The organism is Yersinia sp. 2540 StPb PI (genome assembly GCF_052217165.1).
Classification (GTDB): domain Bacteria; phylum Pseudomonadota; class Gammaproteobacteria; order Enterobacterales; family Enterobacteriaceae; genus Yersinia; species Yersinia enterocolitica_E.
The window spans coordinates 4,212,495-4,236,364 of sequence record NZ_JAZGQC010000001.1 but is presented as its reverse complement, the minus strand read 5'-3'; the positions used below and the strand labels follow the sequence as shown (position 1 = coordinate 4,236,364).

Below are 23,870 nucleotides of genomic sequence, written 5' to 3'. Positions count from 1 at the left end.
AACGGCAGTGATACAACTTTTGTGTATCACCTGGGAGCTAATCAATGTCACATCTTATGCTTTCCCGTCATGCAATCTGGTACTACCCTAGAGTCTACCTGACACTTGGAAAACGTCGTGAAATTCGAATCAGCTTTATCACAATGATATTATGCCGGTGCATAGTGTTTTTGGTGCTTCCGTAGCGATAATCTGAATCCTATTCAAACCTTTTTACTTTGAAACCAGCTTGTTTTTTTATTATCTGTCCGTCTTTCATGATGATAGTCAGGTTTTTTTCAGGATCTGCCAGCAGTCCGATATCAGCGATTGGATCGCCGTTAACCAGCAATAAATCAGCTAAGGCTCCGACTTCGACCACACCAAGTTTTCCTGGATATGGATTGCGTCGATCTGATAGTGCTAACAATTTTGCATTATCAGATGTTGCCATTCTGAGCACTTCGGCGGGCGTATACCACCGTGTCATTGTAGAAAGCTGTGAGCCTTGTCGGGCTGCCAAATTGCCATCAAATAAAACATCTGTTCCGAACGCAACTTTCACCCCGTATTTTTTAGCTAAGCGATAAGCGTTATCAGTCCCGGCAAAAATCTGCGCTGCTCTGGCTTGTCCTGCGGGATCGGGCTGTTGATTTGCATTTTCGTCCGCCAAAAAAGGCTGCAGACTCCACCATGTACCTGTATCTGCCATTAATTTTGCAGTTGCATCATCTGCCAATTGACCATGCTCAATTACTTTTGCTCCAGCTTTGATAGCATTGCTAATGGCTTCAGGGGTATAAGCATGGACTGTCACATAAGTACCCCAATTAGCCGCGGCCTCGACTGCGGCGTGAATTTCATCGACGCTAAGTTGAACTGTATCTAATGGGCCATAGGGAGAAGATACGCCACCGCCTCCTGTCAACTTGATTTGGCTAGCTCCTTGCAACAATTGCTCTCTGGTGCGCTTTCGAATTTCATCGGCTGAATCAGCTATCGCTGACATACCAATTCGTTCTGGGTAACTTAATTGATCTGGGGTAGCCGGTATTTCTGAAAGCATCCGAAAATCACCATGACCACCCGTTTGTGAAATCATTGCCCCTGATGGCCAGATGCGTGGCCCTTTGATTACGCCATTATCAATTGCGAGTTTTAAGCCAAACGCGGGTCCACCCAAATCTCGAACGCTGGTAAAACCGCGCAGAAGTGTTGACTCTGCTTCAGCACCGGCCAGCAATGTGATAAAACTTAACGGAGCGGTTGACGCTAATGCCATGGAAGGACGAGCCATAAAAGTATGCCAGTGGGCATCGATAAGGCCCGGCATCAATGTTTGACCATTGCCAGCGATATGCACGGCATCAGTTGCTGGATTAATCGGTTGAGCAGAGATTTGAGTGATTTTATTGCCTTCAACAACCACATTCATTTTGGACGTTAAGGTTGTGCCGTCAAAGACCCGAACATCTTCGAAGATAGTCATTGGTAATTTATTTGACGATTGAGCATAAGATAGTGAGGGTAGGAGGCTGACCATACAGGCAGCCAAAAATGTTGTTTTGATTGTCTTTGACATCAGTATTTTCCTCTCGTTTCTGAGAACAAGATAGCGTTGAGTATTATATATATCTTATCATCTCTTTTATTTTGGTACTGTTGCCAATAGCTGCTTAGGGTAAACTGTTGATGATAGGAGGTTGCATCCATTTTTTGCCCGACTGCTGCCGTGATTATATCCGGCATGATCTCGCGCGGGGCTTTATTTCCTTAGCGATTGATACCTATTTCTTCGTCAGCCAGGGAGACGTTGTGCACCAAAAAATAATATCTGCACCAAGATAATCGTCGGCAAATTGTACAAACTCATCCTTGCTAAATGGCTTACCCGTATTGGGGTTCTTGCAGGTCAAGGTCGGCTCCTGCACTGCCATGGCAATGAGTGCTAGCCTCCGCCATTGCTGATGTTATCTTCTTAGTGTGCTTATCTAAAGTGTCAACCCTTCTTGCTGGACCTCTTCTTTAAGTTTTCTTATGCTATTGGTCAGATATTTTCAGATAGACGTATTAATGAAGGAGGAAATAAGATTTTTCTCATTTATTTATTGGTTTAGGTGTCTATTTACATTTAAGATTTAGCAAAGGATTAATAATATTTTGAAATTATTAGCGGTAAGAGTGAATTTTAATAAATAAAACGGACCAAGCACTTTGACTTAAATGCCCTTCCATTCTGCTGATAACTCACTGGATTTTACCTAAATCCTGATATGCAATAACGCGGGATTCAAGTTAACCTTCAATACCGTGGGCCTATCAAGACATTTATCTCAAATTAAAACACGAACAAATCGCCTGGTTCATTGAAGCCGATAACGACTATCGGCTCAACGTTGTGTGTCTTAACCAGCGTTAAGCAGACTATTTCACATGTTGCCAAACCGTAGGTGGGATTTTATCATAAAGCTTATTCATTGTGAGTTCAGCCAGGCGATGGTCTGCCGCTGAGTAAAATAATTCCAACTCATCATCGGAAAGCTCATACTTATTCTTTTCAATTACACGTTCCAATGTATCAATAGTCGTACATTTTCTTAAACGCATCAGGTAGTCAGTTTTTGTCATGGTGGTTTTTCTTCTCGATATACAAATTAATATAGGGAAACTATCCCTTAAGTTTTCATCAGGGTACAGATGTATTCTCCTGAGAAAAGTCTGAATAAACGCTCTTTGGTTTTTTGCCAGCGCCGCAATTCAGGATCATTGATCCCGTAACTACTAAACAAAGTATATGTATCGTCTAAATATTCTTCCACTAACTCTGAAAGGTCGCCGTCATCCGGGTATTTTATTTTAAAACTCATCACAAATGAAGCTATATGCTCGATCAAATCATTGAGTTGCAGATTTACGGCAGATGTTGGGTCATTTACCCACCCATGATGGCTGTCGCCAAGGGTAGCAATGCCTTCATCATACAAGTTCTCACATAGAAACTTCAACTGGGCAATGTCATGCCGTTTAGGCGAGTACTCATCCATATCATCCCCTCCGTAAAGTCTTAATTCGGTGTTGATAACACAATGTGAGTAGATAGATAATCATATAAACGTAGAAGCTTATCGTTAACGTAAATAAACTTGTCTTGATATGAATATAAATCATTTCTTCGCTCACCGCGCAACTTTATTACTTAATCTTACAATTCGTCAGCGGTTGAGGGCCTGTCATTGTTAATTATATCAAAAGTGATTTTTTCTGGATGTACAATAAATGTTACAGCACCGGTTAAGGATTCTTCAGTATTGATATCCAAACAGGGGTTAAAGATATGCCATTGATAACAGTAAGTCATTGAATAACAGTTATCTTCTACGTGAGAAATATCAAGAATTTCTAATGAACCCGCCGTGTACCTGGCATTTTCCGAATAATACATTAAGCCGGAAACCAAACTTCCTTCAATTTCACGGATATTATTGCTGATAACACTCTTGAGTAATGAAATCGCGTAACACCCTGAGGTGAAGTCCCCAGCTATTTCATTGTTCATTAATTGTCCGCTCATGGTGGCAAGATTAATTCATTCCTGTATCGCTATTGTAACAAAAAATGCTTTGGCATTTGTTTTTCAGCAACTACGAGCATGATTTGAATCAAAAAAATCAAATTTAATGAGATTTTTCAACTAATACTATCAGCTACATGTTGTGATGTTATTTGACGCACTTGCTTTCAATAACACGCTCTTCCTATAAAATAACGTAGTCTAAATAGGGTTCTTCATATTTAGGGTTATTACTCACGATTAATTTAACTACTCTCTATTAACCTAGAATGCTCAGCGGGTTTGGTCAAGAGCAGGGGAGGATATTACCTGTTTTCTATTGTGTAATTTATCGTTTTGCGAGCATTACCGAACAATGTTGAGGTTAGAATACCAAAACCCTGCCTGACCTCACCAGTGGAGTAACAGTAAAAATTGTTTAATTTACTGTTACTAAGCATGTTTGCGCTGTCTGGTTTGCCATTAGCGGCAGGTTTGCTTCCGTTTACTGAGGGCGGTGGGGCTAGCGTGCTAAAACTTGTTACTTTTAAAACCCGTCAATCATGATGTTTTCTTGAATTTAATAATTTTATGTGATGTTATAATGTATCACATAAAAACACATGCTCTGTTCTACTATGAATAAACACGCTTTCCTTACCCGGTTAATCCTGCCTTCCTACTGGACATTGTTCTCACTTTCGTCATTACAGCGTATCAGCGGAGTCGCCTTACTTTGCTTGCTGCTGTGGGGAGCTATTTATTGGGCGAATATATTGCCATGATAAAGTTGAGAAATATTGAGATTGGATATGATCGGCATGCACTTACCCCGCCAATTGATGGTGGTTTTACTGCCGGGTCTCTCACGGCCATCATTGGGGCAAATGGAGCGGGTAAATCAACCCTACTTAAAACATTGGCAGATTTACAACCCGCAGTGATGGGGGAAATAACTTTTACCGGAGAAGTGCGCCCTCAAATAGCCTATCTCCCACAGCAAGCTGAGTTAGATAAACAGTTCCCCATTGTCGTTCAGGATGTCGTGGCGATGGGGTGCTGGCCACAAAGTGGGCTACTAGGGGGCATTAATCATCAATCACGGCAACGAATCAAAAAGGCATTAAACACCGTCGGTATGCAGGAGATGGCGCGCCAACCCGTTGGTGAGCTTTCTGGCGGGCAGTTGCAACGGGTGCTGTTTGCCCGTCTTTTAGTGCAACAGGCACAACTGATATTACTGGATGAGCCTTTTACCGGTATTGATAGCCAAACCGTGCGGCTGTTACTCGATGTTATTCATCGGTTACAGGATGAGGGGCGGACAATTATTGCTGTCTTACACGATATGTCGATGGTCGCTGAGCATTTCCCCCGCGCCTTGTGGTTGGCACCTCTTGGTAACTGTTGGGACTCATCTGCACAGGTTCTGGCGCAATGGCATCACTGCCACAGCTCATCTTGCGCACTCTCTTCTCTGGCTCCTCAACCCGAACAGCAAAGGGTTATCAACTGATGACATTGTTCCATTTATTTGCTGATCCTTTTGTCGATTTTGGCTTTATGCGGCGGGCATTAGTCGCCTGTCTGGCTTTGTCACTCAGTTCAGCTCCTTTAGGGGTTTTCTTGTTATTACGGCGAATGAGCCTGGTGGGGGATGCCCTATCTCACGCGGTATTGCCGGGAGCGGCTATCGGTTACCTCATTTCAGGAATGTCACTGGTGGCAATGGGCGTGGGTGGGTTTATTGCCGGATTAGCGGTTGCTATGTTGTCCGGCTGGGTCAGCCGACGAACACTATTAAGAGAAGATGCCAGCTTTGCCGGTTTCTATCTGGGCTCGCTGGCCTTGGGGGTCACGCTGGTCTCTCTACGTGGCTCGAGCATGGATCTGCTTCATGTGTTATTTGGTTCTATTTTGGCTGTTGATGTCAGTGCCATGACCATGGTCGGCGTTATCACGACGGTTTCGATGTTGGCTTTAGCGGCGATTTATCGCGCACTGGTGATTGAGTCATTCGACCCTGTCTTTCTACGGGTCAGTATGGGGCGCTGGCTGATGGTGATCCACGCTCTGTTTTTATCGCTGGTGGTTATCAATCTGGTCGCCGGATTTCAGATTCTTGGCACCCTGATGTCGGTAGGATTAATGATGTTGCCTGCTGCCAGTGCCCGTTTTTGGGCCAAAAATCTCCCTCATACATTAGGTATTGCCATGACCATCGGCATAGTTGCCAGTTTTGTCGGCTTGTTGTGGTCTTATTACGCCTCGTTACCTGCCGGGCCGGCAATAGTCCTTAGTGCCAGCCTGATTTTCTTTGTATCTATTCTATTTGGAACGCGTGGTGGTGTTTTAGCAACCGCGCGCCGTTAAGAAGTACCGGTCGTTAAAGGAGAGTTAAATGAAGCGTTTACCTATTAGTTTGGCGGTAGCTGCCCTACTGTCTAGCCCATTGGCGATGGCAAAAACTGTTGAAGCTGTAGCCAGTTTTTCTATTTTAGGCGATATCGTCCAGCAGGTGGGGGGCGAGCATGTCAATGTGGTGACATTGGTCGGCCCGGATGGGGATCCCCATAGTTTTGAACCAATGCCGAAAAATAGTAAACAGTTATCTAACGCTGATGTGGTGTTTATCAGCGGGCTAGGGCTTGAAGGGTGGTTGGAGCGTTTGATCAGTGCTTCTGGCTATAAAGGGCAGGTCGTTGTCGCCTCAACCGGGATCGATACGCGTAAAATGGATGATGAGGGAAAGAGGGTGACGGACCCCCACGCATGGAACAGCATGGCGAATGGTATCAAGTATGCCAACAACGTAATGAATGCATTGATTGTCGCCGATCCTGAGGATGCTGATTATTTCCGTAAACGTGGTGGAGAATACATTCAGCAATTGGAAAAACTGGATATTTATGCGAAAGCTCAATTTGCCACGATCCCGATGGATAAGCGTAAGGTCCTGACCAGCCATGATGCTTTCGGCTATTTTAGCCAAGAGTATGGGGTTAACTTCTTATCGCCCGTCGGATTCTCCACTGAGGCTGAAGCCAGTGCCAGCGATGTAGCCGCGCTAATTAAACAGATCAAACAAGAGAAAATAAAAACGTATTTTATTGAAAATCAGACTGATCCGCGTTTAGTAAAACAGATTGCCGCAGCCAGTGGTGCTAAAGCTGGTGGGGAGCTTTACCCTGAAGCCTTATCTGCAACCGGTGGCCCGGCAGCAACCTATGCTGAAGCTTTTAAACACAATGTAGATACCATTGTGAACAGTATGAAGTAACTATAAACCAATAAACAAAGTGGCTAGCGCTCAGTCTTTGATTTTGGTCAGAGGCTGAGTACTTGACCTTGGTTGATAACTCTCTTCTTTAACATGAAAAAGCCCCGTTGGGCAGCAACGGGGCTTATCAATACCATCAACTGATGGGCTAAAGACCAAATCAAAATCAACGCTTCTTATGAGTCCCTCCCTGAACCGCTTTGAAACGTGGGTTACTTTTACAAATAACGTATACCCGACCACGACGATGAACGATTTTACAATCGGGATGACGGTTTTTAGCTGAACGTAATGAACTCAATACTTGCATAGTTAACTCTCAGGATTAGCTGGCTTTTTTAGTCAAGAAGCGACCAAAACGTTGATTGAAGCGCGCAGTACTGCCTTCTTTGGAGAACTCTTTTTGTTTACCGGTGTAGTACGGATGTGAGGCTGAGGAGATATCCAGCGTGACATAAGGATAGGTCTGCCCATCGCGCTCAATGGTGCGTGCTGTGGCAATGGTGGAACCCACGGTGAAATAGGTATCTGCGCTGGTGTCGTGAAAAACCACTGTCCGGTAGTTAGGGTGGATGCCAAGTTTCATAAAAACTCCAATTGTTATGTTATACTATAACAATAATTATGCGCTATTCACTTTTGAGTTTCAAGTACAGAAAATAAAAAACCCGCAAACCTAAGTCTGCGGGTTTTCTTAATGATGTATTTCATCAATTGTGGTGACGTAAGGTTTACTTGGCCTTATGGTCAACCGCATGCGAGTGTTCTACATCTTCGCTTTTTCGACTAAAGCGACGGCGAACCACCACGAAGAAGACCGGAACAAAGAAGATAGCCAGTACAGTCGCGGTTACCATCCCGCCCATAACACCTGTACCTACCGCATTCTGTGCACCAGAACCTGCACCACTACTGATAACCAGTGGCAGAACCCCTAGGATAAAGGCTAATGACGTCATCAGAATTGGTCGCAGACGCATACGTACTGCTTCCAAGGTTGATTCCACCAAACCTTTCCCTTCTTTGTCCATTAAGTCTTTAGCAAACTCAACAATCAAGATGGCGTTCTTGGCCGATAGTCCGATAGTGGTCAATAAGCCTACCTGGAAGTAAACGTCGTTATTGAGCCCACGCAGAGAGGCCGCCAGTAACGCGCCCACAACACCCAGCGGTACCACCAACATAACTGAGAATGGAATCGACCAGCTTTCATACAGCGCAGCCAGACATAAGAACACCACAATCAGTGAGATGGCATACAACGCGGGAGCCTGGTTACCTGACAGACGTTCTTGATAAGACATGCCGGTCCAGTCATAACCGATGCCGCTTGGCAATTTAGATGCCAAGTCCTGCATCAGGTCCATTGCCTCACCGGTACTTTTACCCGGCGCTGCCTGACCCAGAATTTCCATGGATGGCAGACCGTTATAACGTTCAAGTCGAGGTGAGCCGTATTCCCATTTCGCGGTGGAGAAGGTATTAAACGATACCATCTGACCGGCGTTGTTACGGACATACCACTTATCGATATCACCCGGTAACATACGGAAAGGCGCATCAGCTTGTACATAAACTTTCTTCACACGACCACGGTCGATAAAGTCGTTTACGTAACTGCCGCCCATTGCTGAACCGAGCGTGGTATTGATATCGGAAATCGAAACACCAAGAGCCTGTGCTTTTTCCTGATCAACTTCCACTTTGAACTGAGGTGTATCTTCCAGTCCGTTCGGCCGCATACCGACCAGCATATCTGAGTGTTGCGCCGCCATACCGAGCAGTTGGTTACGCGCTTCAGTTAATTTCTGATGGCCGACGTTACCCTGATCAATTAACTGGAAGTCAAAGCCGGTAGCAGTACCCAACTCCACAATCGCTGGCAAGTTAAAGGCGAAGACCAAACCGTCTTTGATTTGCGAGAAGGCAGCAGATGCGCGGCCGACAATTGCTGGAACTTTGTTCTGTTCTCCCGGACGCTCATCCCAGTTTTTCAGACTGACGAATGCCAGACCCGTGTTCTGACCCTGACCACTGAAACCGAAGCCGTTAACGGTAAATACAGAGTTAACCACGTCTTTTTCTTTGTCGAGATAATAGTCAGTAACCTGATTTAGCACTTTCTGAGTACGTTCTTGCGTCGCACCCGCAGGCATTTGCACCATGGTCAGGAATACACCCTGATCTTCTTCTGGTAAGAATGATGTCGGCAAGCGTAGGAACAACACGCCCATACCAATCACTATCAGCAGATAGATCAGCAGATAACGGCCAGTGCTGCGCAAAATGTTGGCAACGCTGTCAGTGTAGTGATGGGTGCTTTTCTCGAACATGCGGTTAAACCAACCGAAGAAGCCGGTACTCGGCCCATGTTCACCTTTGGTGATAGGTTTCAGCATTGTCGCGCACAGTGCGGGTGTCAGAATCAATGCCACCAGAACCGAGAGCACCATGGCTGAAACAATGGTGATAGAGAACTGACGATAAATCGCCCCGGTTGCGCCGCCAAAGAAGGCCATCGGGATAAATACTGCCGACAGTACCATCGCGATCCCCACCAATGCGCCCTGGATTTGCTCCATAGACTTTTTGGTGGCTTCTTTCGGCGGTAGCCCTTCTTCCTGCATCACACGTTCGACGTTCTCTACCACCACGATGGCGTCATCTACCAATAGACCTATCGCCAACACCATCCCGAACATCGTTAGGGTGTTTATCGAATAGCCAAAGGCGGAGAGAATAGCGAAAGTACCCAGCAATACGACCGGTACTGCAATCGTTGGAATCAATGTTGCCCGGAAGTTCTGCAAGAACAGATACATTACCAGGAACACCAAAATGATGGCTTCAACCAGTGTTTTAACCACTTCGTTAATAGAGATTTTAACGAATGGGGTGGTGTCGTACGGATAAACCACTTTCAACCCATTCGGGAAGAAGGGTTGTAATTTCGCCAGTTCAGCTTTTACTGCAGCAGAGGTGTCCAGGGCGTTAGCACCGGTTGCCAGTTTAATACCGATACCTGCCGCAGGTTTACCATTATAACGGGCGATGATGTTATAGCTTTCAGCACCCAGTTGAACGATAGCCACATCTTTCAGGCGAACCTGCGAACCATCAGTATTCACTTTCAGCAAGATCTGGCTGAATTCTTCTGCGTTGGTTAAACGGGTCTGCGCAATGATTGATGAGTTCAGCTCTTGACCAGGTACGGGTGGAGTCCCCCCTAACTGGCCTGCTGCGACCTGATTGTTCTGTACTTTAATGGCATTAATAACATCAACCGGTGTCAGTTTGAAATTATTCAGTTTATGCGGATCCATCCAGATACGCATTGCGTATTGGGAACCAAATAACTGAACGTCACCCACACCGGCGGTACGGCTAATTGGATCTTTAACGTTAGAACCCACATAGTCCGCGATATCTTCTTGTTTCATGGTGCCGTCTTCAGAAATAAAGCCGGCAACCATGAGGAAGCTACTACTGGACTTTTCAACGCTCACGCCCTGCTGCTGCACTTCTTGCGGCAGTAATGGCATAGCTAATTGCAGTTTGTTCTGGACCTGAACCTGAGCGATATCTGGGTCAGTGCCTGAGTTAAAGGTCAACGTCAACTGAACGTTACCGGAGGAATCACTGCTGGAAGACATATACAGCAGGTTATCGATACCGTTCATGTTCTGTTCGATAACCTGCGTAACTGTATTCTGAACAGTAGTCGCATCGGCGCCAGGATAGTTGGCGGAGATTGTAATTGCCGGTGGCGCAATGGTTGGATATTGCGCAACGGGTAATTTCATTATCGCAAGTGCACCAGCCAACATCAGAATGATGGCGAGAACCCAAGCGAAAATAGGGCGATCTATAAAGAACTTAGCCATGAATTACCGGCTCCTTTTAAGACTTCTTCGCTGTATCAGCCGGAGCTGCTTTTTGCGCCGGGTCAGTAACTTCCTGCACTTTTACCTGCACGCCCGGTCTGATTTTCTGCAAGCCGGAAACAATCAGGCGGTCGCCTGCTTTCAATCCTTCAGTAACCAACCATTTATTACCAATGGCCTGATTAGCAACCAGCGTGCGCATTTCAACTTTGTCATCTGCGCCGACAACCATAGCAGTAGCTTCGCCACGTGGGTTACGCGTCACACCTTGTTGAGGCACCAACAGTGCATCAGGTCTGACACCTTCATCCAAACGGGCACGAACAAACATGCCAGGCAGCAGCGCCTCGTTCGGGTTAGGGAAGATGGCACGGATAGTAATTGAACCGGTCGTTTCATCGACGGTGACACCAGAGAATTCCAGAGTACCGGTTTGTGCGTATTCAGAGCCGTTTTCCAGTAACAAGCGAACCTTGGCCTTGCCGTTTTCTTGCTTGAGCGTGCCATCAGCCAGCTCTTTTTTCAGGCGCAAGAATTCATCGCTTGATTGAGTCACATCGACATACATCGGATCAAGTTGCTGAACTGTGGTCATTGCCGTTGCCTGACCACTGGTCACCAATGCACCTTCAGTAACTGAAGATTTACCGGTACGCCCACTGATTGGCGACGTAACCTGAGTATATGCCAGGTTAATACGCGCTGTTTCTACCGCCGCTTTTGCTGCCAGAACACTCGCATTAGCTTGCATTGAGTCAGACACAGCCTGGTCATACTCTTGCTTACTGATGTAATTGGTACCCAGTAATGGTTTGTAGCGATTCACTGTCAGGCGGGCAATTTCAGCGGCAGCTTGTGCTTTCGCTAAATCACCTTTGGCGCTGTCATAAGCGGCCTGATATGTGGCTGGATCAATTTGATAAAGTGATGTTCCGGCGGTGACATCACTGCCTTCAACATAGTTACGTTTAAGAATGATCCCGCTAACTTGTGGGCGAACTTCTGCAACACGGAATGCGGACGTGCGGCCCGGTAGTTCGGTTGTGATATTCAGTGGTGCTGCTTTCAATGTCACAATACCGACTTCAGGTGCCTGTTGAGCATGGGCTTGCGCCGCATCTTTATCATTACATCCTATAAGTACTAAGCTGCCTGAAAGTACCAGAATTGCAGCCAGAGGCATTACCCCTCTGTTTTTGCTCATAGATAAACCTCAAGTGTCCGATTTTTAATTTAATTCAATGGATCACAAGCTTTAAAACCCATTGCTGCGTAAATTATATGTGCGTGCTATGGTACATACATTCGTGAATGTATGTAAATCGCACCCCCTCGAAAAAACAACGCTATGGCACGAAAAACCAAACAGCAAGCCGAAGAGACTCGGCAACAAATTCTTGATGCCGCAGTGCGGGAGTTTTCTGCGCATGGCGTTTCCGGCACTTCACTTACTGATATTGCCGCCGCCGCAGGCGTAACCCGAGGCGCAATTTATTGGCACTTCAAGAATAAGGTAGACCTGTTTAACGAAGTTTGGGAGTTATCAGAGTCTAAAATTGATCAGCTCGAATTAGAGTATCAGGCAAAATATCCCGATAATCCACTCCGCATCCTGCGTGAAATACTCATCTATGTTCTTGTTTCTACGCGTGAGGATTGCCGACGCCGTGCACTAATGGAGATTGTATTCCATAAATGTGAGTTTATCGGTGAGATGACCTCAGTCCATGACGCGCGTAAAGTTCTTGATTTAGCTAGTTATGAGCGAATTGAATCGGTTTTGCAAGACTGTATTGATGCAAATCAATTGCCCGTCAACCTTGATACTCGTCGAGCTGCGATTATCATGAAAGCTTATATTACAGGTTTGATGGAAAACTGGCTCTTTATGCCAGAAAGTTTTGATATAAAACAAGAGGCACCGGTATTAATTGATGCCTATCTGGAGATGCTAGGCCATAGTCTTTCGTTGCGAAAAGGGTTAAATAACAAAGCATCGGATTAACTGGAGGTTTATATGAGTAGTTCACTGGTTGTGATTGCGAATGGGGCCGCCTATGGCCATGAGTCATTATTTAATGCTCTGCGTTTATCTATTGCGTTAAAAGAACAACAAGCCGATCTCGATTTACGCCTTTTTTTAATGTCTGATGCCGTCATTGCTGGTCTTAACGGGCAACAACCACGTGAAGGTTACAATTTACAGCAGATGCTAGAGATTCTTACAGCACAGAATGTTCCGGTTAAATTATGCAAAACTTGCGCCGATGCCCGTGGTGTGACTGGGTTAACGCTGGTTGATGGTGCAGAAATCGGTACTTTGGTTGAGTTGGCTCAATGGACGTTAGCCGCTGATAAAGTTCTCACGTTCTAAGTAATAAGGGGATTATTACTCTTCCCTGAATCAACTGATATTGCTGGTTGTTACATCCTATTCAACAACAACTGCGTAACAGCCCGCATTATTACAGCTATTCACGCTCTGAAAGATTTTTCTTATTATGACTCGAGACTGAACGTGATAGGATTTCAGCCTCTCTGTTGAAATGAAGTTCAAATATGAGCAGCAGATCCCATAATCAATATTCTTTACCCTTATCCATGCCAGTCATGACGTCAGTGGGGGCATTTTTATTACGCCTTCAGACAATGCTTATCCTGCTTATAATTGCCTTTATATCTTTGCCATCGACTTTTGCATCTGGAATCAATATTGATGTGCCGACCCGCACTGAGGTATTAAGCCAACTGGATACACTATCAAAACAAAAAATATTGTCGCCAGCGGAAAAGTTATCACAGCAGGATCTGACTAAAACGTTGGAATACCTTGATACCATTGAGCGTACCAAGCAAGAGGCCAGTCAACTTAAACAACAACTGGCACAAGCTCCCGCAAAATTACGGCAGGCGACAGAGGGGCTGGATGCGCTTAAGAATAGTACCGCTGACCCGCTGACCCGGGAGTCATTGGCGAATTATTCGCTGCGCCAATTGGAATCACGTCTAAATGAAACGCTGGATGATTTACAATCAGCTCAGGAAGACCTCTCCGCTTATAATAGCCAGTTAATTGCCCTGCAAACTCAGCCCGAACGGGTGCAGAGTGCAATGTATAACGCATCAATGCGTTTAATGCAGATTCGCAATCAACTCAATGGATTAGCGCCAAATCAAGAGGTTCTGCGTCCAACCCAGCAGCAAGAGTTATTGACTGAGCAGGTGATGTTAAATGCGCAGTTGGATTTGCAACGTAAAAATCTGGAAGCTAACACCACCTTACAGGATTTACTGCAAAAACAACGGGATTACACTACTGCGCACATAAACCAACTGGAGCGCTACGTACAGCTACTGCAAGAGGTGGTCAGCGGCAAACGATTAATCCTATCAGAAAAAACAGCCAAAGAAGCGCAAGCACCTAATGATGCAACTGATATTCAAAATGATCCGTTAGTTAGCCGAGAACTGACGATTAACAAAGAATTAAGCCAGCGCCTGATTAATGCCACGAAAGAAGGCAACACCCTGGTACAACAGAATATCAGAGTTAAAAACTGGCTGGATCGCGCGCTGCAATCGGAACGTAACTTAAAAGAACAAATTACCGTATTACGCGGTAGCTTGTTGCTTTCGCGTATCTTGTATCAACAGCAGCTCAATTTACCGGCTGCGGGTTTGATAACCAATATGGGGCCACGTATTGCTGACTTGCGCTTGGAGCAATTTGAAATAAATCAGCAACGTGACCAGCTATTCCAGGGGGATGACTATATCCAAACCCTGATGAATGACAGTAAAGAGAAGATCAGTCCTGATGTAGAAGACGCGCTGGGGCAAATTGTTGATATCCGCCGTGAGCTACTGGATCAGTTGAATAAACAGTTGGGTAACCAACTGACATTGGCTATCAATCTGCAAATTAACCAACAGCAGTTGCTCAGCGTCAATGAATCACTGCAACATACTCTGACACAGCAGATTTTTTGGGTCAGTAGCAATAAACCGATGGACTGGTCTTGGCTAAAAGCCTTACCGGGCGCACTTAAAGCTGAACTGAGCAATTTTCACTTTACCCTGTCACCGGGGGATGTGTTAGCGGGGTTGATCAAATCAGTGGTGTTCTTACTACCCATGTTGATTGTGGTGGGGGTGATCCGATCACGCTATAACATCATTAATAAACATTTGGATAGGTTGGCGGCTGACGTCGGGCAACTCAAGCACGACAGCCAAATGCATACGCCAAATGCCATTATGCTCACTTTACTGAAAGTCTTGCCTGGGGCCTTAATTATCCTAGGTATTGGCTATTGGTGCCTGCGTTCAGACTTTAATCTTAGTGATTTCCTCTGGAGCTTATTCCAACGTTTGGCGCTGTTCTGGCTAATATTTGATCTGACCTATCGTATGCTCTCGCCAGGGGGAATTACCGAGCGACACTTTATGATCGCGGCTGACCGATGCGCGCATTATCGCCGCCAAATGGTGCGATTAGGGGGGGCATTGTTGCCGGTGATATTCTGGTCGGAATTGGGAGAGAAAAGTCCACTTCGATTGGTCGATGATGTCATCGGGCAAATTGTTATTGTTATTGCATTGGCACTGCTGGCCCTGTTTGTCTATCCATTCTGCCGCGATAGTTGGCGTGAAAAAGATTCCCATGCGGTGCGGTTGGTGATTGTGACTGCGGTTGCGGTAACCCCCATCATTTTGATTGGCTTAATGATGGCAGGATATTTTTATACGACACTGCAACTGGCTGGTCGCTGGATTGATAGCCTGTACTTATTGTTCCTGTGGAATATCGTTTACCTGACGGCAATTCGAGGTTTAGGGGTAGCCGCGCGGCGTTTGGCCTATCGTAGGGCCATTGCCCGGCGGCAAAGTTTGGTGAAAGAGGGGGCTGAAGGTGGTGAGCCGGTTGAAGAGCCGCCATTAGCCTTGGACCAAATTAACCAACAGTCATTACGCCTGACAACGATGGCGCTCTTCCTGATTTTTGCCACTTGTTTCTATTGGATTTGGGCGGACCTGATAACGGTTATTTCCTATCTGGACAGTATCTCTTTGTGGCATTACACCTCAACAGTCGCTGGTGCTAGCGTCGCGCAGGCTGTGACCTTGGGGAATATGCTGGTGGCTTTGATGGCATTGGTGGTTGCCTATGTTCTGACTCGTAACTTGCCGGGCTTACTTGAGGTTGTGGTATTGTCGCGCCTGCAACTGCGCCAAGGCACTTCTTATGCCATCACCACCATTCTGACTTATCTCATCACGGCGGTCGGTGGGATAACCGCGTTAAGTTCGCTCGGTGTTTCGTGGGATAAATTGCAATGGTTAGTGGCGGCATTGTCTGTTGGTTTGGGGTTTGGCTTGCAGGAAATCTTTGCCAACTTTGTATCCGGTTTGATTATTCTGTTTGAGCGGCCCGTTCGTATCGGCGATACCATTACCATTGGTACTTTTTCGGGGAATGTCAGCAAGATACGCATCCGTGCGACGACAATTACTGATTTTGACCGTAAAGAAGTCATTATTCCGAACAAAGCATTTGTTACCGAGCGCCTGATCAACTGGTCACTGTCAGATACCATTACGCGCATCATCATTAAAGTGGGTGTCGCCTATGGTTCTGATCTGGCGAAAGTAAAAGATGTACTGTTACAAGCCGCCCATGAGAATCCACGAGTTATGGTTGATCCTGAACCGCAAGTCTTCTTCCTAAACTTCGGTTCCAGCACTCTTGATCATGAGTTACGCCTGTATGTTCGTGAATTGAGAGATCGCAGCTATACGGTGGATGAATTGAACAGGGCTATTGATAAGTTATGTCGTGATAATGACATTAATATCGCCTTTAACCAGTTGGAAGTGTATCTGCACAAACCAGATGGTACCGAGATTCAGGAAGTCAGTCGCCCGCTTGATAAACAGGGCTTACCGGCTGAGCAATCGGAATTGGGAGATACTAAGCCTGACTTACCGGATATCAATAAGCCGCTTGCTTAAGGCATTAGGCTGTATAGGCAGTAGCGCACCATTACTGATGGAGTCTCTACAGGTCGGGTAATATACCTGCATCACTAAGGCGACACGTTAGTGTATCGCCTTGGCTAAACAGCAGAAGTGATATCTTCAATCTGAGTTTTGACGGCGGAGCTTACGCTGATAATCAAGTTGCACGATCGCTAACGCCGCCAGTGCTGTCTCGGGCGCTATCTCATTGCATTCCAGCAGATAGATAAGATCTACTGCCAGTTGCAGTTCTGGTGGAGCTTTTTCAACTGACATAATCTGACCAACATTTGATTTGCAGTTAATCGGGAAGTCGGGTGTGAATATCGTACCTGGGTTCCACCTGACCTGATTCAACCTATATACCCACTAGATTTCAACATGCTGGAAAGCGGTAAGCCAGGTAATCCCGATTAACTGACACCAGTCAGTAATTCGGGTGAACGCAAGCCGTCAACATCTGCACTTGAAAGAGGGCGGGCATAAACATTATAGAGAACTATTTGCTGTCGGAATCTCAATGATTCAAAAAATGTGACAAATATTCAAAAACCGTTCTCTTTTTTCTCAATACTGCGTTCTATTCTTATCAACGCCTGCCGGCAGCGCATTAGGCGCCCCTCGAGTGCCGCTAGCTCTTTCTGTATTTTCTGCTGCTCAGATAACAAACTTTGCTTACCAAGTTGGCTCTCTCTATCCTGAATCATGGCCAATATTCGCCGTTCATAATCTTGATGTTCAGCCAGCTTATGGTAAGGGTCCAATTTATTATCCCGAGGTTCAGGATTGGATTTTCTTAATTTTTGTGTAGCCAATTCTCTTTGCAATGCAGAAATCTGGGCAACCAGTTTTTCAGCGAGAAAAGCAACCTGTTGTGTGCGATTATCAGCAACCACCTGCTTTAGTTGTGCCATATTTTTACGTATTTCCTGTAGATAATCGCGGAAACGGTTGCCATGATTACCAAACAGCTTTAGATCAAAACGGGCTTGCTGAGAGGGAATGTTTGCCTGAGGGCCAACTTGCGCTGACAGCGCTTCAATTTGACTTTCAAGCACCTGCAATAATTTTTCCGTACTCATGGCGCTTCTCCTTGGCATTTCCCGCCAGCTTGCCTTCGAATGGCGGCAGATACAAGCTTGGAGGAGGGTAAATAAAATAGATACCGACGTCTTGTGCAAATAATGGCAAGAATATCTATTGATGATGTTCAATGCATGGGTTAATGATAACGCTTTATTAAAGTGATGATAAAGGGAGCTTATGTCTCGTTGGTTTTTGATAACCTTGGGTTGGCTGGCGGTGATATTGGCAACGTTAGGTGTCGTGCTTCCTCTGTTACCCACCACACCGTTTTTGCTGTTGGCCGCCTGGTGTTTTGCACGATCCTCCCCGCGATTTCATCACTGGTTGCTCTACCGTTCATGGTTTGGTAGCTATATACGTACCTGGCAACAACATCGAGCATTGCCTGTGGGCACTAAATGGAAGGCAATACTGGTTACCATACTTACATTTGCTGTTTCACTTTGGTTGGTGAAAATCTGGTGGGTGAGAGGCATATTACTTATTATGTTAACCCTACTGTTGACCTTTATGTGGCGAATGCCAGTTATTGACCTATCGCAACAAAAACGGCGCTGAGCAATTCACACTAGTTGCATTTTAGTGCCAGTTTGCATAGATTCGAGCGTTTTCGTGCGCGGGGTAATCCCTCGTTGCATCCTTAATGTTAAGGATGCAGTGACTTAAACTATCGGAGTATTATCGATAGTGAGACTAAGTTACTCAGCCGATGCCATTTAACATCGACTGGCCGCGCTTAAGTATGTACAGCAGTTTTATCAGGCACAAATTATGACCGCTACTGCACCTAATACAGCACAACAGCTTCAATATATTAAAGACAGTATCAAAACCATCCCCGATTATCCAAAAGCGGGAATACTGTTTCGTGATGTGACCAGCTTGCTAGAAGATCCATTAGCCTATGCCGCTAGCATCGAATTGCTGGTAGAGCGCTATCTGGGTAAAGGCGTGACCAAAGTAGTGGGTACTGAAGCTCGCGGCTTTCTGTTTGGTGCTCCGGTAGCCCTGTCGCTGGGTGTCGGTTTTGTTCCGGTGCGTAAACCCGGTAAATTGCCGCGGGAAACTATCAGCGAAAGCTATGAGTTGGAGTATGGCACGGACAAACTTGAGATCCACACCGATAGCATTAAACCGGGCGATAATGTCTTAGTGATTGACGATTTGCTGGCTACCGGCGGCACAATCGAGGCAACGGTTAAGCTCATCCGTCGGCTGGGTGGCGTCGTGACTGACGCTGCATTTGTGATTGATTTACCTGAATTGGGCGGCGAAGCGCGTCTGACTCAGCAAGGTATCACTTGCTATAGTTTGGTCTCGTTCAGCGGGCATTGATTTTATCCCCAAAGAATGTGGAGTTGCAGATAGGCTGCAAGTGAATACATCCCGATAAACTTACCCAGGTAGATGATTTGGGTGAATGAAAGCAGCCAACAGCACTCTGGACTGAAAGATGGTAGGCATAACAATCTGGTGGTCATCAACCGTGACCGTCAGATTATTCGATGAATATCGGGAAAATATTATCAATGCAAACTGCCATTCACTTATTAGAGTGGCAGCGAATAAATACGTGAAGACTCGCCCCATGGGTGATAACCCAATCCAGTAAAAGTAAAACCATACTTTTCGTAGAACCCGATATGGTCAGTACATAAATGTAGTGTATCAAAACCTAATTGTTTGGTTTCTTTAGCAATATGCCTGATCAGTAATTCACCATAAGCATACCCCCGGTGTTGCTCTTCAATATAAAGCGCACATAACCAAGGGTACAGATCCATACGGCTAATAAAATCATTGGTGATTAATCCAGCGCAACCAATAATTTCATTATTCATTTCCATCAAATACCATTGAGGTAAAGGATTTTTAGCTGCAATACAAAGACTGATGCAATCCTGATAAAGCATTTTAGTCTCTTCCGTGGCCCACTTATTCTGAAAATAGCGGATAGATTGATCTTTATACTCAGGGTGACTTCTCACCGAGATGATTCTTATCATTATTGTTTTCCTAACGCACTAATTATACTCACTATTTTTGGTAGAGATCCCAGCGATTACCGTAAATATCTTCGAATACAACCACCATGCCATATTCCTCTTTGCGAGGTTCTTCGCAGAATGTCACTCCTTTTGATTTCATCAACTCATAATCACGCCAGAAGTTATCTGTCTCAAGAAAAAGGAATACTCGACCACCGCATTGATTACCAATAAACGCAGTTTGATGGTCATTGGATGCCCGAGCTAGCAATAAACGACACTCACTGTCTTCTGTCGGCGAAACCGACACCCAACGTTTCCCTGGTTGTGCCTCATCTTCTCGCAGAAAAAAACCTAACTTTTCGGTATAAAATTCAATCGCTTTATCGTAATCATCAACGACGATAGCAATATAGCCCATCCCTCTTTTTTTACTTGTCATAAATCCGTCCATTGTTAATTGACCAAAACTGGGTGCCGCTGATTATTAACTATAACTTCTTGATAGCCTAGGCATCGGCACTGATTGAATACCATGCAAAATCCAGCAGTCAGGGAAGCAACTTTACACTCTGCTAATCTCCGTTACCTGTCAGAGCAAATTTCCGATCGTACTAAGGCCGGTATTTCACAATAGATTGCCAGCATAACATCCAGATTGTGGAATAAAAATGAACAGGCCACCGTTGTAAAATTCATTGCTGGCAATATCGATTCTTTCAACATGGGGGAGAGTCAGAAAGGAAATAAGAACGGGATTATTACGGCATCGCAGGGTACAAAGAATCGACAACTCTACTTCCACAAAGTAAATTTGTGGGAATGAGGATGGGCGTACTGGTACACTAAGATTCAACCTGTAGCTATTCGGGTTAATGTGTTCAAAAACAAACCACTTAATATATGTAGGTTAAATAGTGGTTTTTTTACTGGTGATTAAATTATTCTTTATAAATCAATGATGAAGTATTAATGAGCTATCAGGTCCTTGCCCGTAAGTGGCGCCCCCAAACGTTCGCAGACGTCGTTGGTCAGGAGCATGTCCTGACGGCGCTGGCTAATGGCCTTTCATTAGGGCGAATTCATCACGCCTATCTATTCTCCGGCACCCGTGGCGTTGGCAAGACATCGATTGCACGACTATTAGCCAAAGGTCTTAACTGCGAAACCGGCATTACAGCGACGCCTTGCGGTACCTGTGCTAACTGCCTGGAGATCGAACAAGGCCGTTTTGTTGACCTGATCGAGATAGATGCCGCCTCGCGCACGAAGGTAGAAGATACCCGAGAACTGCTGGATAACGTTCAATATGCTCCAGCCCGTGGCCGCTTCAAAGTGTACTTAATTGATGAAGTGCATATGCTGTCGCGCCACAGTTTCAATGCGCTACTAAAAACTCTTGAAGAGCCGCCAGCTCATGTGAAATTCTTGCTGGCGACTACGGACCCTCAGAAACTGCCGGTGACTATCCTTTCCCGCTGTTTGCAATTCCATCTCAAAGTGATTGATGTTGAGGTTATCCGTGGGCAGCTTGAAAAAATATTGCTGGCAGAGCAAATCAGTAGTGATGCGCGAGCATTGCAATTACTGGCACGGGCGGCCGATGGCAGTATGCGAGATGCGCTTAGTCTGACAGATCAGGCCGTTGCGATGGGCGATGGGCATGTGACGACAGCTACAGTCAGTCAAATGCTGGGAACGCTGGATGACGAGCAACCCTTGGCGATTATCGAGGCGCTGGTCAGTGCTGATGGTGCGCGGGTGATGGCTCAGGTAGAACAAGCGGCATCACGTGGTGTCGATTGGGAAAACTTATTGGTCGAAACCCTAAGTTTGCTGCACCGCATTGCGATGGTGCAACTGCTGCCATCAATGTTGGATAATCACTATGCGACGGTTGAGCCTCGGTTACGCGAACTGGCCCGCACATTGCCGCCTACAGATATCCAGCTATATTATCAAATACTGTTAATGGGCCGCAAAGAGCTGGCTTATGCGCCGGATCGCCGCATGGGGGTTGAAATGACCTTATTGCGAGCGTTAGCTTTTCATCCTAAAGCGATAATTGCCGAACCGCAGAGTGTATCTGTCAGTGCGCCAGCAGCGATTGTGGCTAACAATGCACCGCAGCACTCCCCAAATACGCAACAGCCCGCATCTACTCACTCAGGGCCACCGCAAGATGCACCACCGCTAGGGCTTGCCGCTGAAGTGAGTACTCAGCTGCCAGATTCTACTGCGCAGCTCCTTCAGGCACGGACCCAGTTGTTGCGACAATCCGGGACAACCACACCAAAAAAGAATGAGCCGGCAGCGCCAGGAAAAGCGCGGCCGGCAACCTCGGCACTGGAGCGTTTAGCTTCGGTGACTGAGCGCAGCCAGCAGCGTCTGGCCGCTAAATCAACCGAAGAAAAGAAACCGGCGAAGAAAGAAGCTTATCGCTGGACCGCGCAGAATCAGTCTGAGGTCGTAGCTGAGCCAGTTACCACGCCTAAGGCGTTGCGCTCTGCGTTAGAGCATGAAAAAACACCAGAGCTTTCTGCCAAATTGGCTGAAGACGCCATGGTGCGGGATCCTTGGGCGGCAGAGATAGATAAGCTACATGTTCCGAAATTGGTACAGCAACTTGCGTTGAATGCATTTAAAGAAGAAATAGAACCGGGTAATATTTGCCTTCACCTGCGTTCTAGCCAGCGGCATTTAAATTCGCCCTCGGCACAAAAGGCGCTGGCTGATGCATTGAGTGAATTACACGGTAATGCTGTCACACTTAGCGTTATCGAAGATGACAACCCGGCGGAGCGTACTCCGCTGGAATGGCGGCAGGCCATTTATGAAGAAAAGCTGGCACAAGCACGCCAGTCGATTATTGCGGATAATAATATTCAGACACTGCGTCGTTTCTTCGATGCAGAATTGGATGAAGAGAGTATCCGGCCGGTTTAACCGCTGCGGTAAGTACATGGTGTACTGACGCGGCCCCTTGCTATGAGAGATGACTATGTTTGGTAAAGGCGGTATTGGCAATTTAATGAAACAAGCCCAGCAGATGCAGGAAAAAATGCAGCAGATGCAGGAAGAAGTCGCCAAATTGGAAGTTACCGGTGAATCTGGCGCGGGCTTGGTAAAAGTAACCATCAATGGGGCGCATAACTGCCGCCGGGTTGAAATTGACCCAAGCCTATTGGTTGAAGAAGATAAAGAAATGCTGGAAGATTTGATTGCTGCGGCATTGAACGATGCAGCGCGTCGTATCGACGAAACGCAAAAAGAGAAAATGGCTTCGGTCTCCAGTGGTATGCAATTACCACCAGGCTTTAAGATGCCGTTCTGATGCAAACCAGTCCACTCCTTGAGTCATTAATGGAGGCGTTGCGCTGCCTGCCGGGCGTTGGCCCGAAATCAGCGCAACGTATGGCATTCCAACTGCTACAGCGTGATCGTAGTGGTGGAATGCGGCTGGCGCAGTCGTTGACTCGTGCGATGTCCGAAATCGGTCACTGTGCTGATTGCCGTACATTTACCGAGCAAGACCGTTGCACTATCTGCTCCAACCCACGCCGGCAGCAGAATGGCCAACTCTGTGTGGTCGAAAGCCCGGCAGATATCCATGCTATTGAACAAACCGGCCAGTTTGGTGGGCGTTACTTTGTGTTGATGGGGCATTTATCTCCCATGGATGGCATTGGCCCTGGCGATATTGGTTTGGATTTGCTGGAAAAACGGCTTGAAACTGAAACTATCACTGAAGTCATTTTGGCAACTAATCCGACCGTAGAAGGGGATGCCACTGCCAACTATATCGGCCAGATGTGTGGTCAGTATGGCGTATTAGCCAGCCGTATTGCTCATGGCGTACCCGTAGGCGGCGAACTGGAAATGGTTGATGGTACGACATTATCGCACTCACTGGCTGGGCGTAATCCTATTAAGTATTGATCCCATTCTTTACTGTGGGCGACAGTCTTGTTATTGATTATCTTACGAATAAATTCGTTAGGGATAATAAGTCAATCGCCCTCGATTCTCTGTTTTTTTCTGTCCTCATACTTGAAACTTTCACCTATTGGCCCCATCTGATACTC

General features: G+C 46.1%; 23 protein-coding genes and 1 other annotated feature. Of the genes, 11 read left to right on the top strand and 12 right to left on the bottom strand.

Annotation, left to right across the window (positions count from 1 at the left end; translation table 11 throughout):
- Positions 1-199 precede the first annotated feature (199 nt).
- The 4 genes from V1956_RS19790 to V1956_RS19775 all read right to left on the bottom strand — a co-directional run bounded on the left by V1956_RS19790 (position 200) and on the right by V1956_RS19775 (position 3,535).
- Positions 200-1,561 carry an amidohydrolase family protein gene (locus V1956_RS19790; RefSeq protein ID WP_442825547.1) on the bottom strand — a complete coding sequence of 454 codons (1,362 nt, stop codon included), beginning with the start codon at positions 1,559-1,561 and terminating at the stop codon, positions 200-202.
- An 842-nt stretch (positions 1,562-2,403) separates the two neighbouring features.
- Positions 2,404-2,607 carry an expression modulating protein YmoA gene (ymoA, locus tag V1956_RS19785; protein WP_002208622.1) on the bottom strand — a complete coding sequence of 68 codons (204 nt, stop codon included), beginning with the start codon at positions 2,605-2,607 and terminating at the stop codon, positions 2,404-2,406.
- A gap of 47 nt (positions 2,608-2,654) precedes the next feature.
- Positions 2,655-3,023, bottom strand: coding sequence for an Hha toxicity modulator TomB (tomB, locus tag V1956_RS19780; RefSeq protein ID WP_083159993.1), 369 nt, complete (start codon positions 3,021-3,023; stop codon positions 2,655-2,657).
- A gap of 158 nt (positions 3,024-3,181) precedes the next feature.
- A complete protein-coding gene (locus tag V1956_RS19775; protein ID WP_420074623.1) occupies positions 3,182-3,535 on the bottom strand; it encodes a hypothetical protein in 354 nt (117 codons plus the stop codon).
- A 775-nt stretch (positions 3,536-4,310) separates the two neighbouring features.
- On the opposite strand from V1956_RS19775, the gene V1956_RS19770 reads away from it, so the two are divergent.
- From V1956_RS19770 to V1956_RS19760, 3 genes are read left to right on the top strand one after another with little or no spacing between them, the layout of a single operon-like run.
- Positions 4,311-5,045 (top strand): metal ABC transporter ATP-binding protein, encoded by a 735-nt coding sequence (locus tag V1956_RS19770; protein ID WP_420074622.1) that lies wholly within the window; start codon positions 4,311-4,313, stop codon positions 5,043-5,045.
- Entirely contained in the window at positions 5,045-5,902 is an 858-nt protein-coding gene (locus tag V1956_RS19765) for a metal ABC transporter permease (RefSeq protein WP_442825835.1), read from the top strand. Before V1956_RS19770 ends, V1956_RS19765 begins: the two co-directional genes overlap by 1 nt.
- Before the next feature lie 28 nt (positions 5,903-5,930).
- Positions 5,931-6,809, top strand: coding sequence for a metal ABC transporter substrate-binding protein (locus V1956_RS19760; RefSeq protein ID WP_420071374.1), 879 nt, complete (start codon positions 5,931-5,933; stop codon positions 6,807-6,809).
- A gap of 166 nt (positions 6,810-6,975) precedes the next feature.
- Here V1956_RS19760 and ykgO read toward each other — a convergent pair whose 3' ends face one another.
- The 4 genes from ykgO to acrA all read right to left on the bottom strand — a co-directional run bounded on the left by ykgO (position 6,976) and on the right by acrA (position 11,897).
- Positions 6,976-7,119, bottom strand: coding sequence for a type B 50S ribosomal protein L36 (gene ykgO / locus V1956_RS19755; RefSeq protein ID WP_038402146.1), 144 nt, complete (start codon positions 7,117-7,119; stop codon positions 6,976-6,978).
- Positions 7,120-7,134: 15 nt separating this feature from the next.
- Positions 7,135-7,395, bottom strand: a complete 261-nt coding sequence (locus tag V1956_RS19750; RefSeq protein ID WP_442825546.1) for a type B 50S ribosomal protein L31 — start codon at positions 7,393-7,395, stop codon at positions 7,135-7,137.
- A 145-nt stretch (positions 7,396-7,540) separates the two neighbouring features.
- Positions 7,541-10,693, bottom strand: a complete 3,153-nt coding sequence (acrB, locus tag V1956_RS19745) for an efflux RND transporter permease AcrB (RefSeq protein WP_372558209.1) — start codon at positions 10,691-10,693, stop codon at positions 7,541-7,543.
- A gap of 16 nt (positions 10,694-10,709) precedes the next feature.
- Positions 10,710-11,897 (bottom strand): efflux RND transporter adaptor subunit AcrA, encoded by a 1,188-nt coding sequence (gene acrA / locus V1956_RS19740; protein ID WP_372558210.1) that lies wholly within the window; start codon positions 11,895-11,897, stop codon positions 10,710-10,712.
- A 144-nt stretch (positions 11,898-12,041) separates the two neighbouring features.
- Here acrA and acrR point away from each other — a divergent pair, with 144 nt between their 5' ends.
- From acrR to mscK, 3 genes are all read left to right on the top strand, one after another.
- Entirely contained in the window at positions 12,042-12,698 is a 657-nt protein-coding gene (acrR, locus tag V1956_RS19735; RefSeq protein WP_372558211.1) for a multidrug efflux transporter transcriptional repressor AcrR, read from the top strand.
- A gap of 12 nt (positions 12,699-12,710) precedes the next feature.
- Positions 12,711-13,067, top strand: a complete 357-nt coding sequence (locus V1956_RS19730; protein ID WP_083159977.1) for a DsrE/DsrF/TusD sulfur relay family protein — start codon at positions 12,711-12,713, stop codon at positions 13,065-13,067.
- A gap of 185 nt (positions 13,068-13,252) precedes the next feature.
- A complete protein-coding gene (mscK, locus tag V1956_RS19725) occupies positions 13,253-16,705 on the top strand; it encodes a mechanosensitive channel MscK (protein ID WP_372558212.1) in 3,453 nt (1,150 codons plus the stop codon).
- Between the two features lie 126 nt (positions 16,706-16,831).
- Here the strand turns inward: mscK and rsmS are convergent, their stop codons facing one another.
- Both rsmS and priC read right to left on the bottom strand, forming a co-directional pair.
- Positions 16,832-16,987, bottom strand: coding sequence for a pleiotropic regulatory protein RsmS (rsmS, locus tag V1956_RS19720; protein ID WP_050086075.1), 156 nt, complete (start codon positions 16,985-16,987; stop codon positions 16,832-16,834).
- A 269-nt stretch (positions 16,988-17,256) separates the two neighbouring features.
- The gene (gene priC / locus V1956_RS19715; RefSeq protein WP_372558213.1) at positions 17,257-17,793 is read right to left on the bottom strand and encodes a primosomal replication protein PriC; all 537 of its coding nucleotides are present in this window, start codon (positions 17,791-17,793) and stop codon (positions 17,257-17,259) included.
- 181 nt (positions 17,794-17,974) lie between these two features.
- Between priC and V1956_RS19710 the strand changes: the two genes are divergently transcribed.
- Both V1956_RS19710 and apt read left to right on the top strand, forming a co-directional pair.
- A complete protein-coding gene (locus tag V1956_RS19710; RefSeq protein ID WP_372558214.1) occupies positions 17,975-18,355 on the top strand; it encodes a DUF454 family protein in 381 nt (126 codons plus the stop codon).
- 213 nt (positions 18,356-18,568) lie between these two features.
- Positions 18,569-19,132 carry an adenine phosphoribosyltransferase gene (gene apt / locus V1956_RS19705; protein ID WP_083159969.1) on the top strand — a complete coding sequence of 188 codons (564 nt, stop codon included), beginning with the start codon at positions 18,569-18,571 and terminating at the stop codon, positions 19,130-19,132.
- Between the two features lie 215 nt (positions 19,133-19,347).
- Here the strand turns inward: apt and V1956_RS19700 are convergent, their stop codons facing one another.
- Positions 19,348-19,803 carry a GNAT family N-acetyltransferase gene (locus V1956_RS19700; RefSeq protein WP_372558215.1) on the bottom strand — a complete coding sequence of 152 codons (456 nt, stop codon included), beginning with the start codon at positions 19,801-19,803 and terminating at the stop codon, positions 19,348-19,350.
- Positions 19,804-19,834: 31 nt separating this feature from the next.
- Complete coding sequence (locus V1956_RS19695; RefSeq protein ID WP_372558216.1) at positions 19,835-20,227, bottom strand: VOC family protein; 393 nt, start codon at positions 20,225-20,227, stop codon at positions 19,835-19,837.
- A 530-nt stretch (positions 20,228-20,757) separates the two neighbouring features.
- On the opposite strand from V1956_RS19695, the gene dnaX reads away from it, so the two are divergent.
- The 3 genes from dnaX (at position 20,758) to recR (ending at position 23,724) form a co-directional block, all read left to right on the top strand.
- Positions 20,758-22,731 (top strand): DNA polymerase III subunit gamma/tau, encoded by a 1,974-nt coding sequence (gene dnaX, locus V1956_RS19690; RefSeq protein ID WP_442825545.1) that lies wholly within the window; start codon positions 20,758-20,760, stop codon positions 22,729-22,731.
- Positions 22,062-22,125 (top strand) — a sequence feature (DnaX frameshifting element). Its footprint overlaps the gene before it by 64 nt.
- A gap of 55 nt (positions 22,732-22,786) precedes the next feature.
- Positions 22,787-23,119, top strand: a complete 333-nt coding sequence (locus V1956_RS19685) for a YbaB/EbfC family nucleoid-associated protein (RefSeq protein WP_019081276.1) — start codon at positions 22,787-22,789, stop codon at positions 23,117-23,119.
- Positions 23,119-23,724 carry a recombination mediator RecR gene (gene recR / locus V1956_RS19680; RefSeq protein WP_083159961.1) on the top strand — a complete coding sequence of 202 codons (606 nt, stop codon included), beginning with the start codon at positions 23,119-23,121 and terminating at the stop codon, positions 23,722-23,724. The genes V1956_RS19685 and recR overlap by 1 nt, the downstream gene beginning before the upstream one ends.
- The last annotated feature ends 146 nt before the right edge of the window (positions 23,725-23,870 follow it).

Excerpts from the sequence above, each read along its gene's own strand:
- V1956_RS19790 (WP_442825547.1), bottom strand. The coding sequence starts at position 1,561 with ATGTCAAAGACAATCAAAACAACATTTTTGGCTGCCTGTATGGTCAGC.
- ymoA (WP_002208622.1), bottom strand. The coding sequence starts at position 2,607 with ATGACAAAAACTGACTACCTGATGCGTTTAAGAAAATGTACGACTATT.
- tomB (WP_083159993.1), bottom strand. The coding sequence starts at position 3,023 with ATGGATGAGTACTCGCCTAAACGGCATGACATTGCCCAGTTGAAGTTT.
- V1956_RS19775 (WP_420074623.1), bottom strand. The coding sequence starts at position 3,535 with ATGAACAATGAAATAGCTGGGGACTTCACCTCAGGGTGTTACGCGATT.
- V1956_RS19770 (WP_420074622.1), top strand. The coding sequence starts at position 4,311 with ATGATAAAGTTGAGAAATATTGAGATTGGATATGATCGGCATGCACTT.
- V1956_RS19765 (WP_442825835.1), top strand. The coding sequence starts at position 5,045 with ATGACATTGTTCCATTTATTTGCTGATCCTTTTGTCGATTTTGGCTTT.
- V1956_RS19760 (WP_420071374.1), top strand. The coding sequence starts at position 5,931 with ATGAAGCGTTTACCTATTAGTTTGGCGGTAGCTGCCCTACTGTCTAGC.
- ykgO (WP_038402146.1), bottom strand. The coding sequence starts at position 7,119 with ATGCAAGTATTGAGTTCATTACGTTCAGCTAAAAACCGTCATCCCGAT.
- V1956_RS19750 (WP_442825546.1), bottom strand. The coding sequence starts at position 7,395 with ATGAAACTTGGCATCCACCCTAACTACCGGACAGTGGTTTTTCACGAC.
- acrB (WP_372558209.1), bottom strand. The coding sequence starts at position 10,693 with ATGGCTAAGTTCTTTATAGATCGCCCTATTTTCGCTTGGGTTCTCGCC.
- acrA (WP_372558210.1), bottom strand. The coding sequence starts at position 11,897 with ATGAGCAAAAACAGAGGGGTAATGCCTCTGGCTGCAATTCTGGTACTT.
- acrR (WP_372558211.1), top strand. The coding sequence starts at position 12,042 with ATGGCACGAAAAACCAAACAGCAAGCCGAAGAGACTCGGCAACAAATT.
- V1956_RS19730 (WP_083159977.1), top strand. The coding sequence starts at position 12,711 with ATGAGTAGTTCACTGGTTGTGATTGCGAATGGGGCCGCCTATGGCCAT.
- mscK (WP_372558212.1), top strand. The coding sequence starts at position 13,253 with ATGAGCAGCAGATCCCATAATCAATATTCTTTACCCTTATCCATGCCA.
- rsmS (WP_050086075.1), bottom strand. The coding sequence starts at position 16,987 with ATGTCAGTTGAAAAAGCTCCACCAGAACTGCAACTGGCAGTAGATCTT.
- priC (WP_372558213.1), bottom strand. The coding sequence starts at position 17,793 with ATGAGTACGGAAAAATTATTGCAGGTGCTTGAAAGTCAAATTGAAGCG.
- V1956_RS19710 (WP_372558214.1), top strand. The coding sequence starts at position 17,975 with ATGTCTCGTTGGTTTTTGATAACCTTGGGTTGGCTGGCGGTGATATTG.
- apt (WP_083159969.1), top strand. The coding sequence starts at position 18,569 with ATGACCGCTACTGCACCTAATACAGCACAACAGCTTCAATATATTAAA.
- V1956_RS19700 (WP_372558215.1), bottom strand. The coding sequence starts at position 19,803 with ATGATAAGAATCATCTCGGTGAGAAGTCACCCTGAGTATAAAGATCAA.
- V1956_RS19695 (WP_372558216.1), bottom strand. The coding sequence starts at position 20,227 with ATGACAAGTAAAAAAAGAGGGATGGGCTATATTGCTATCGTCGTTGAT.
- dnaX (WP_442825545.1), top strand. The coding sequence starts at position 20,758 with ATGAGCTATCAGGTCCTTGCCCGTAAGTGGCGCCCCCAAACGTTCGCA.
- V1956_RS19685 (WP_019081276.1), top strand. The coding sequence starts at position 22,787 with ATGTTTGGTAAAGGCGGTATTGGCAATTTAATGAAACAAGCCCAGCAG.
- recR (WP_083159961.1), top strand. The coding sequence starts at position 23,119 with ATGCAAACCAGTCCACTCCTTGAGTCATTAATGGAGGCGTTGCGCTGC.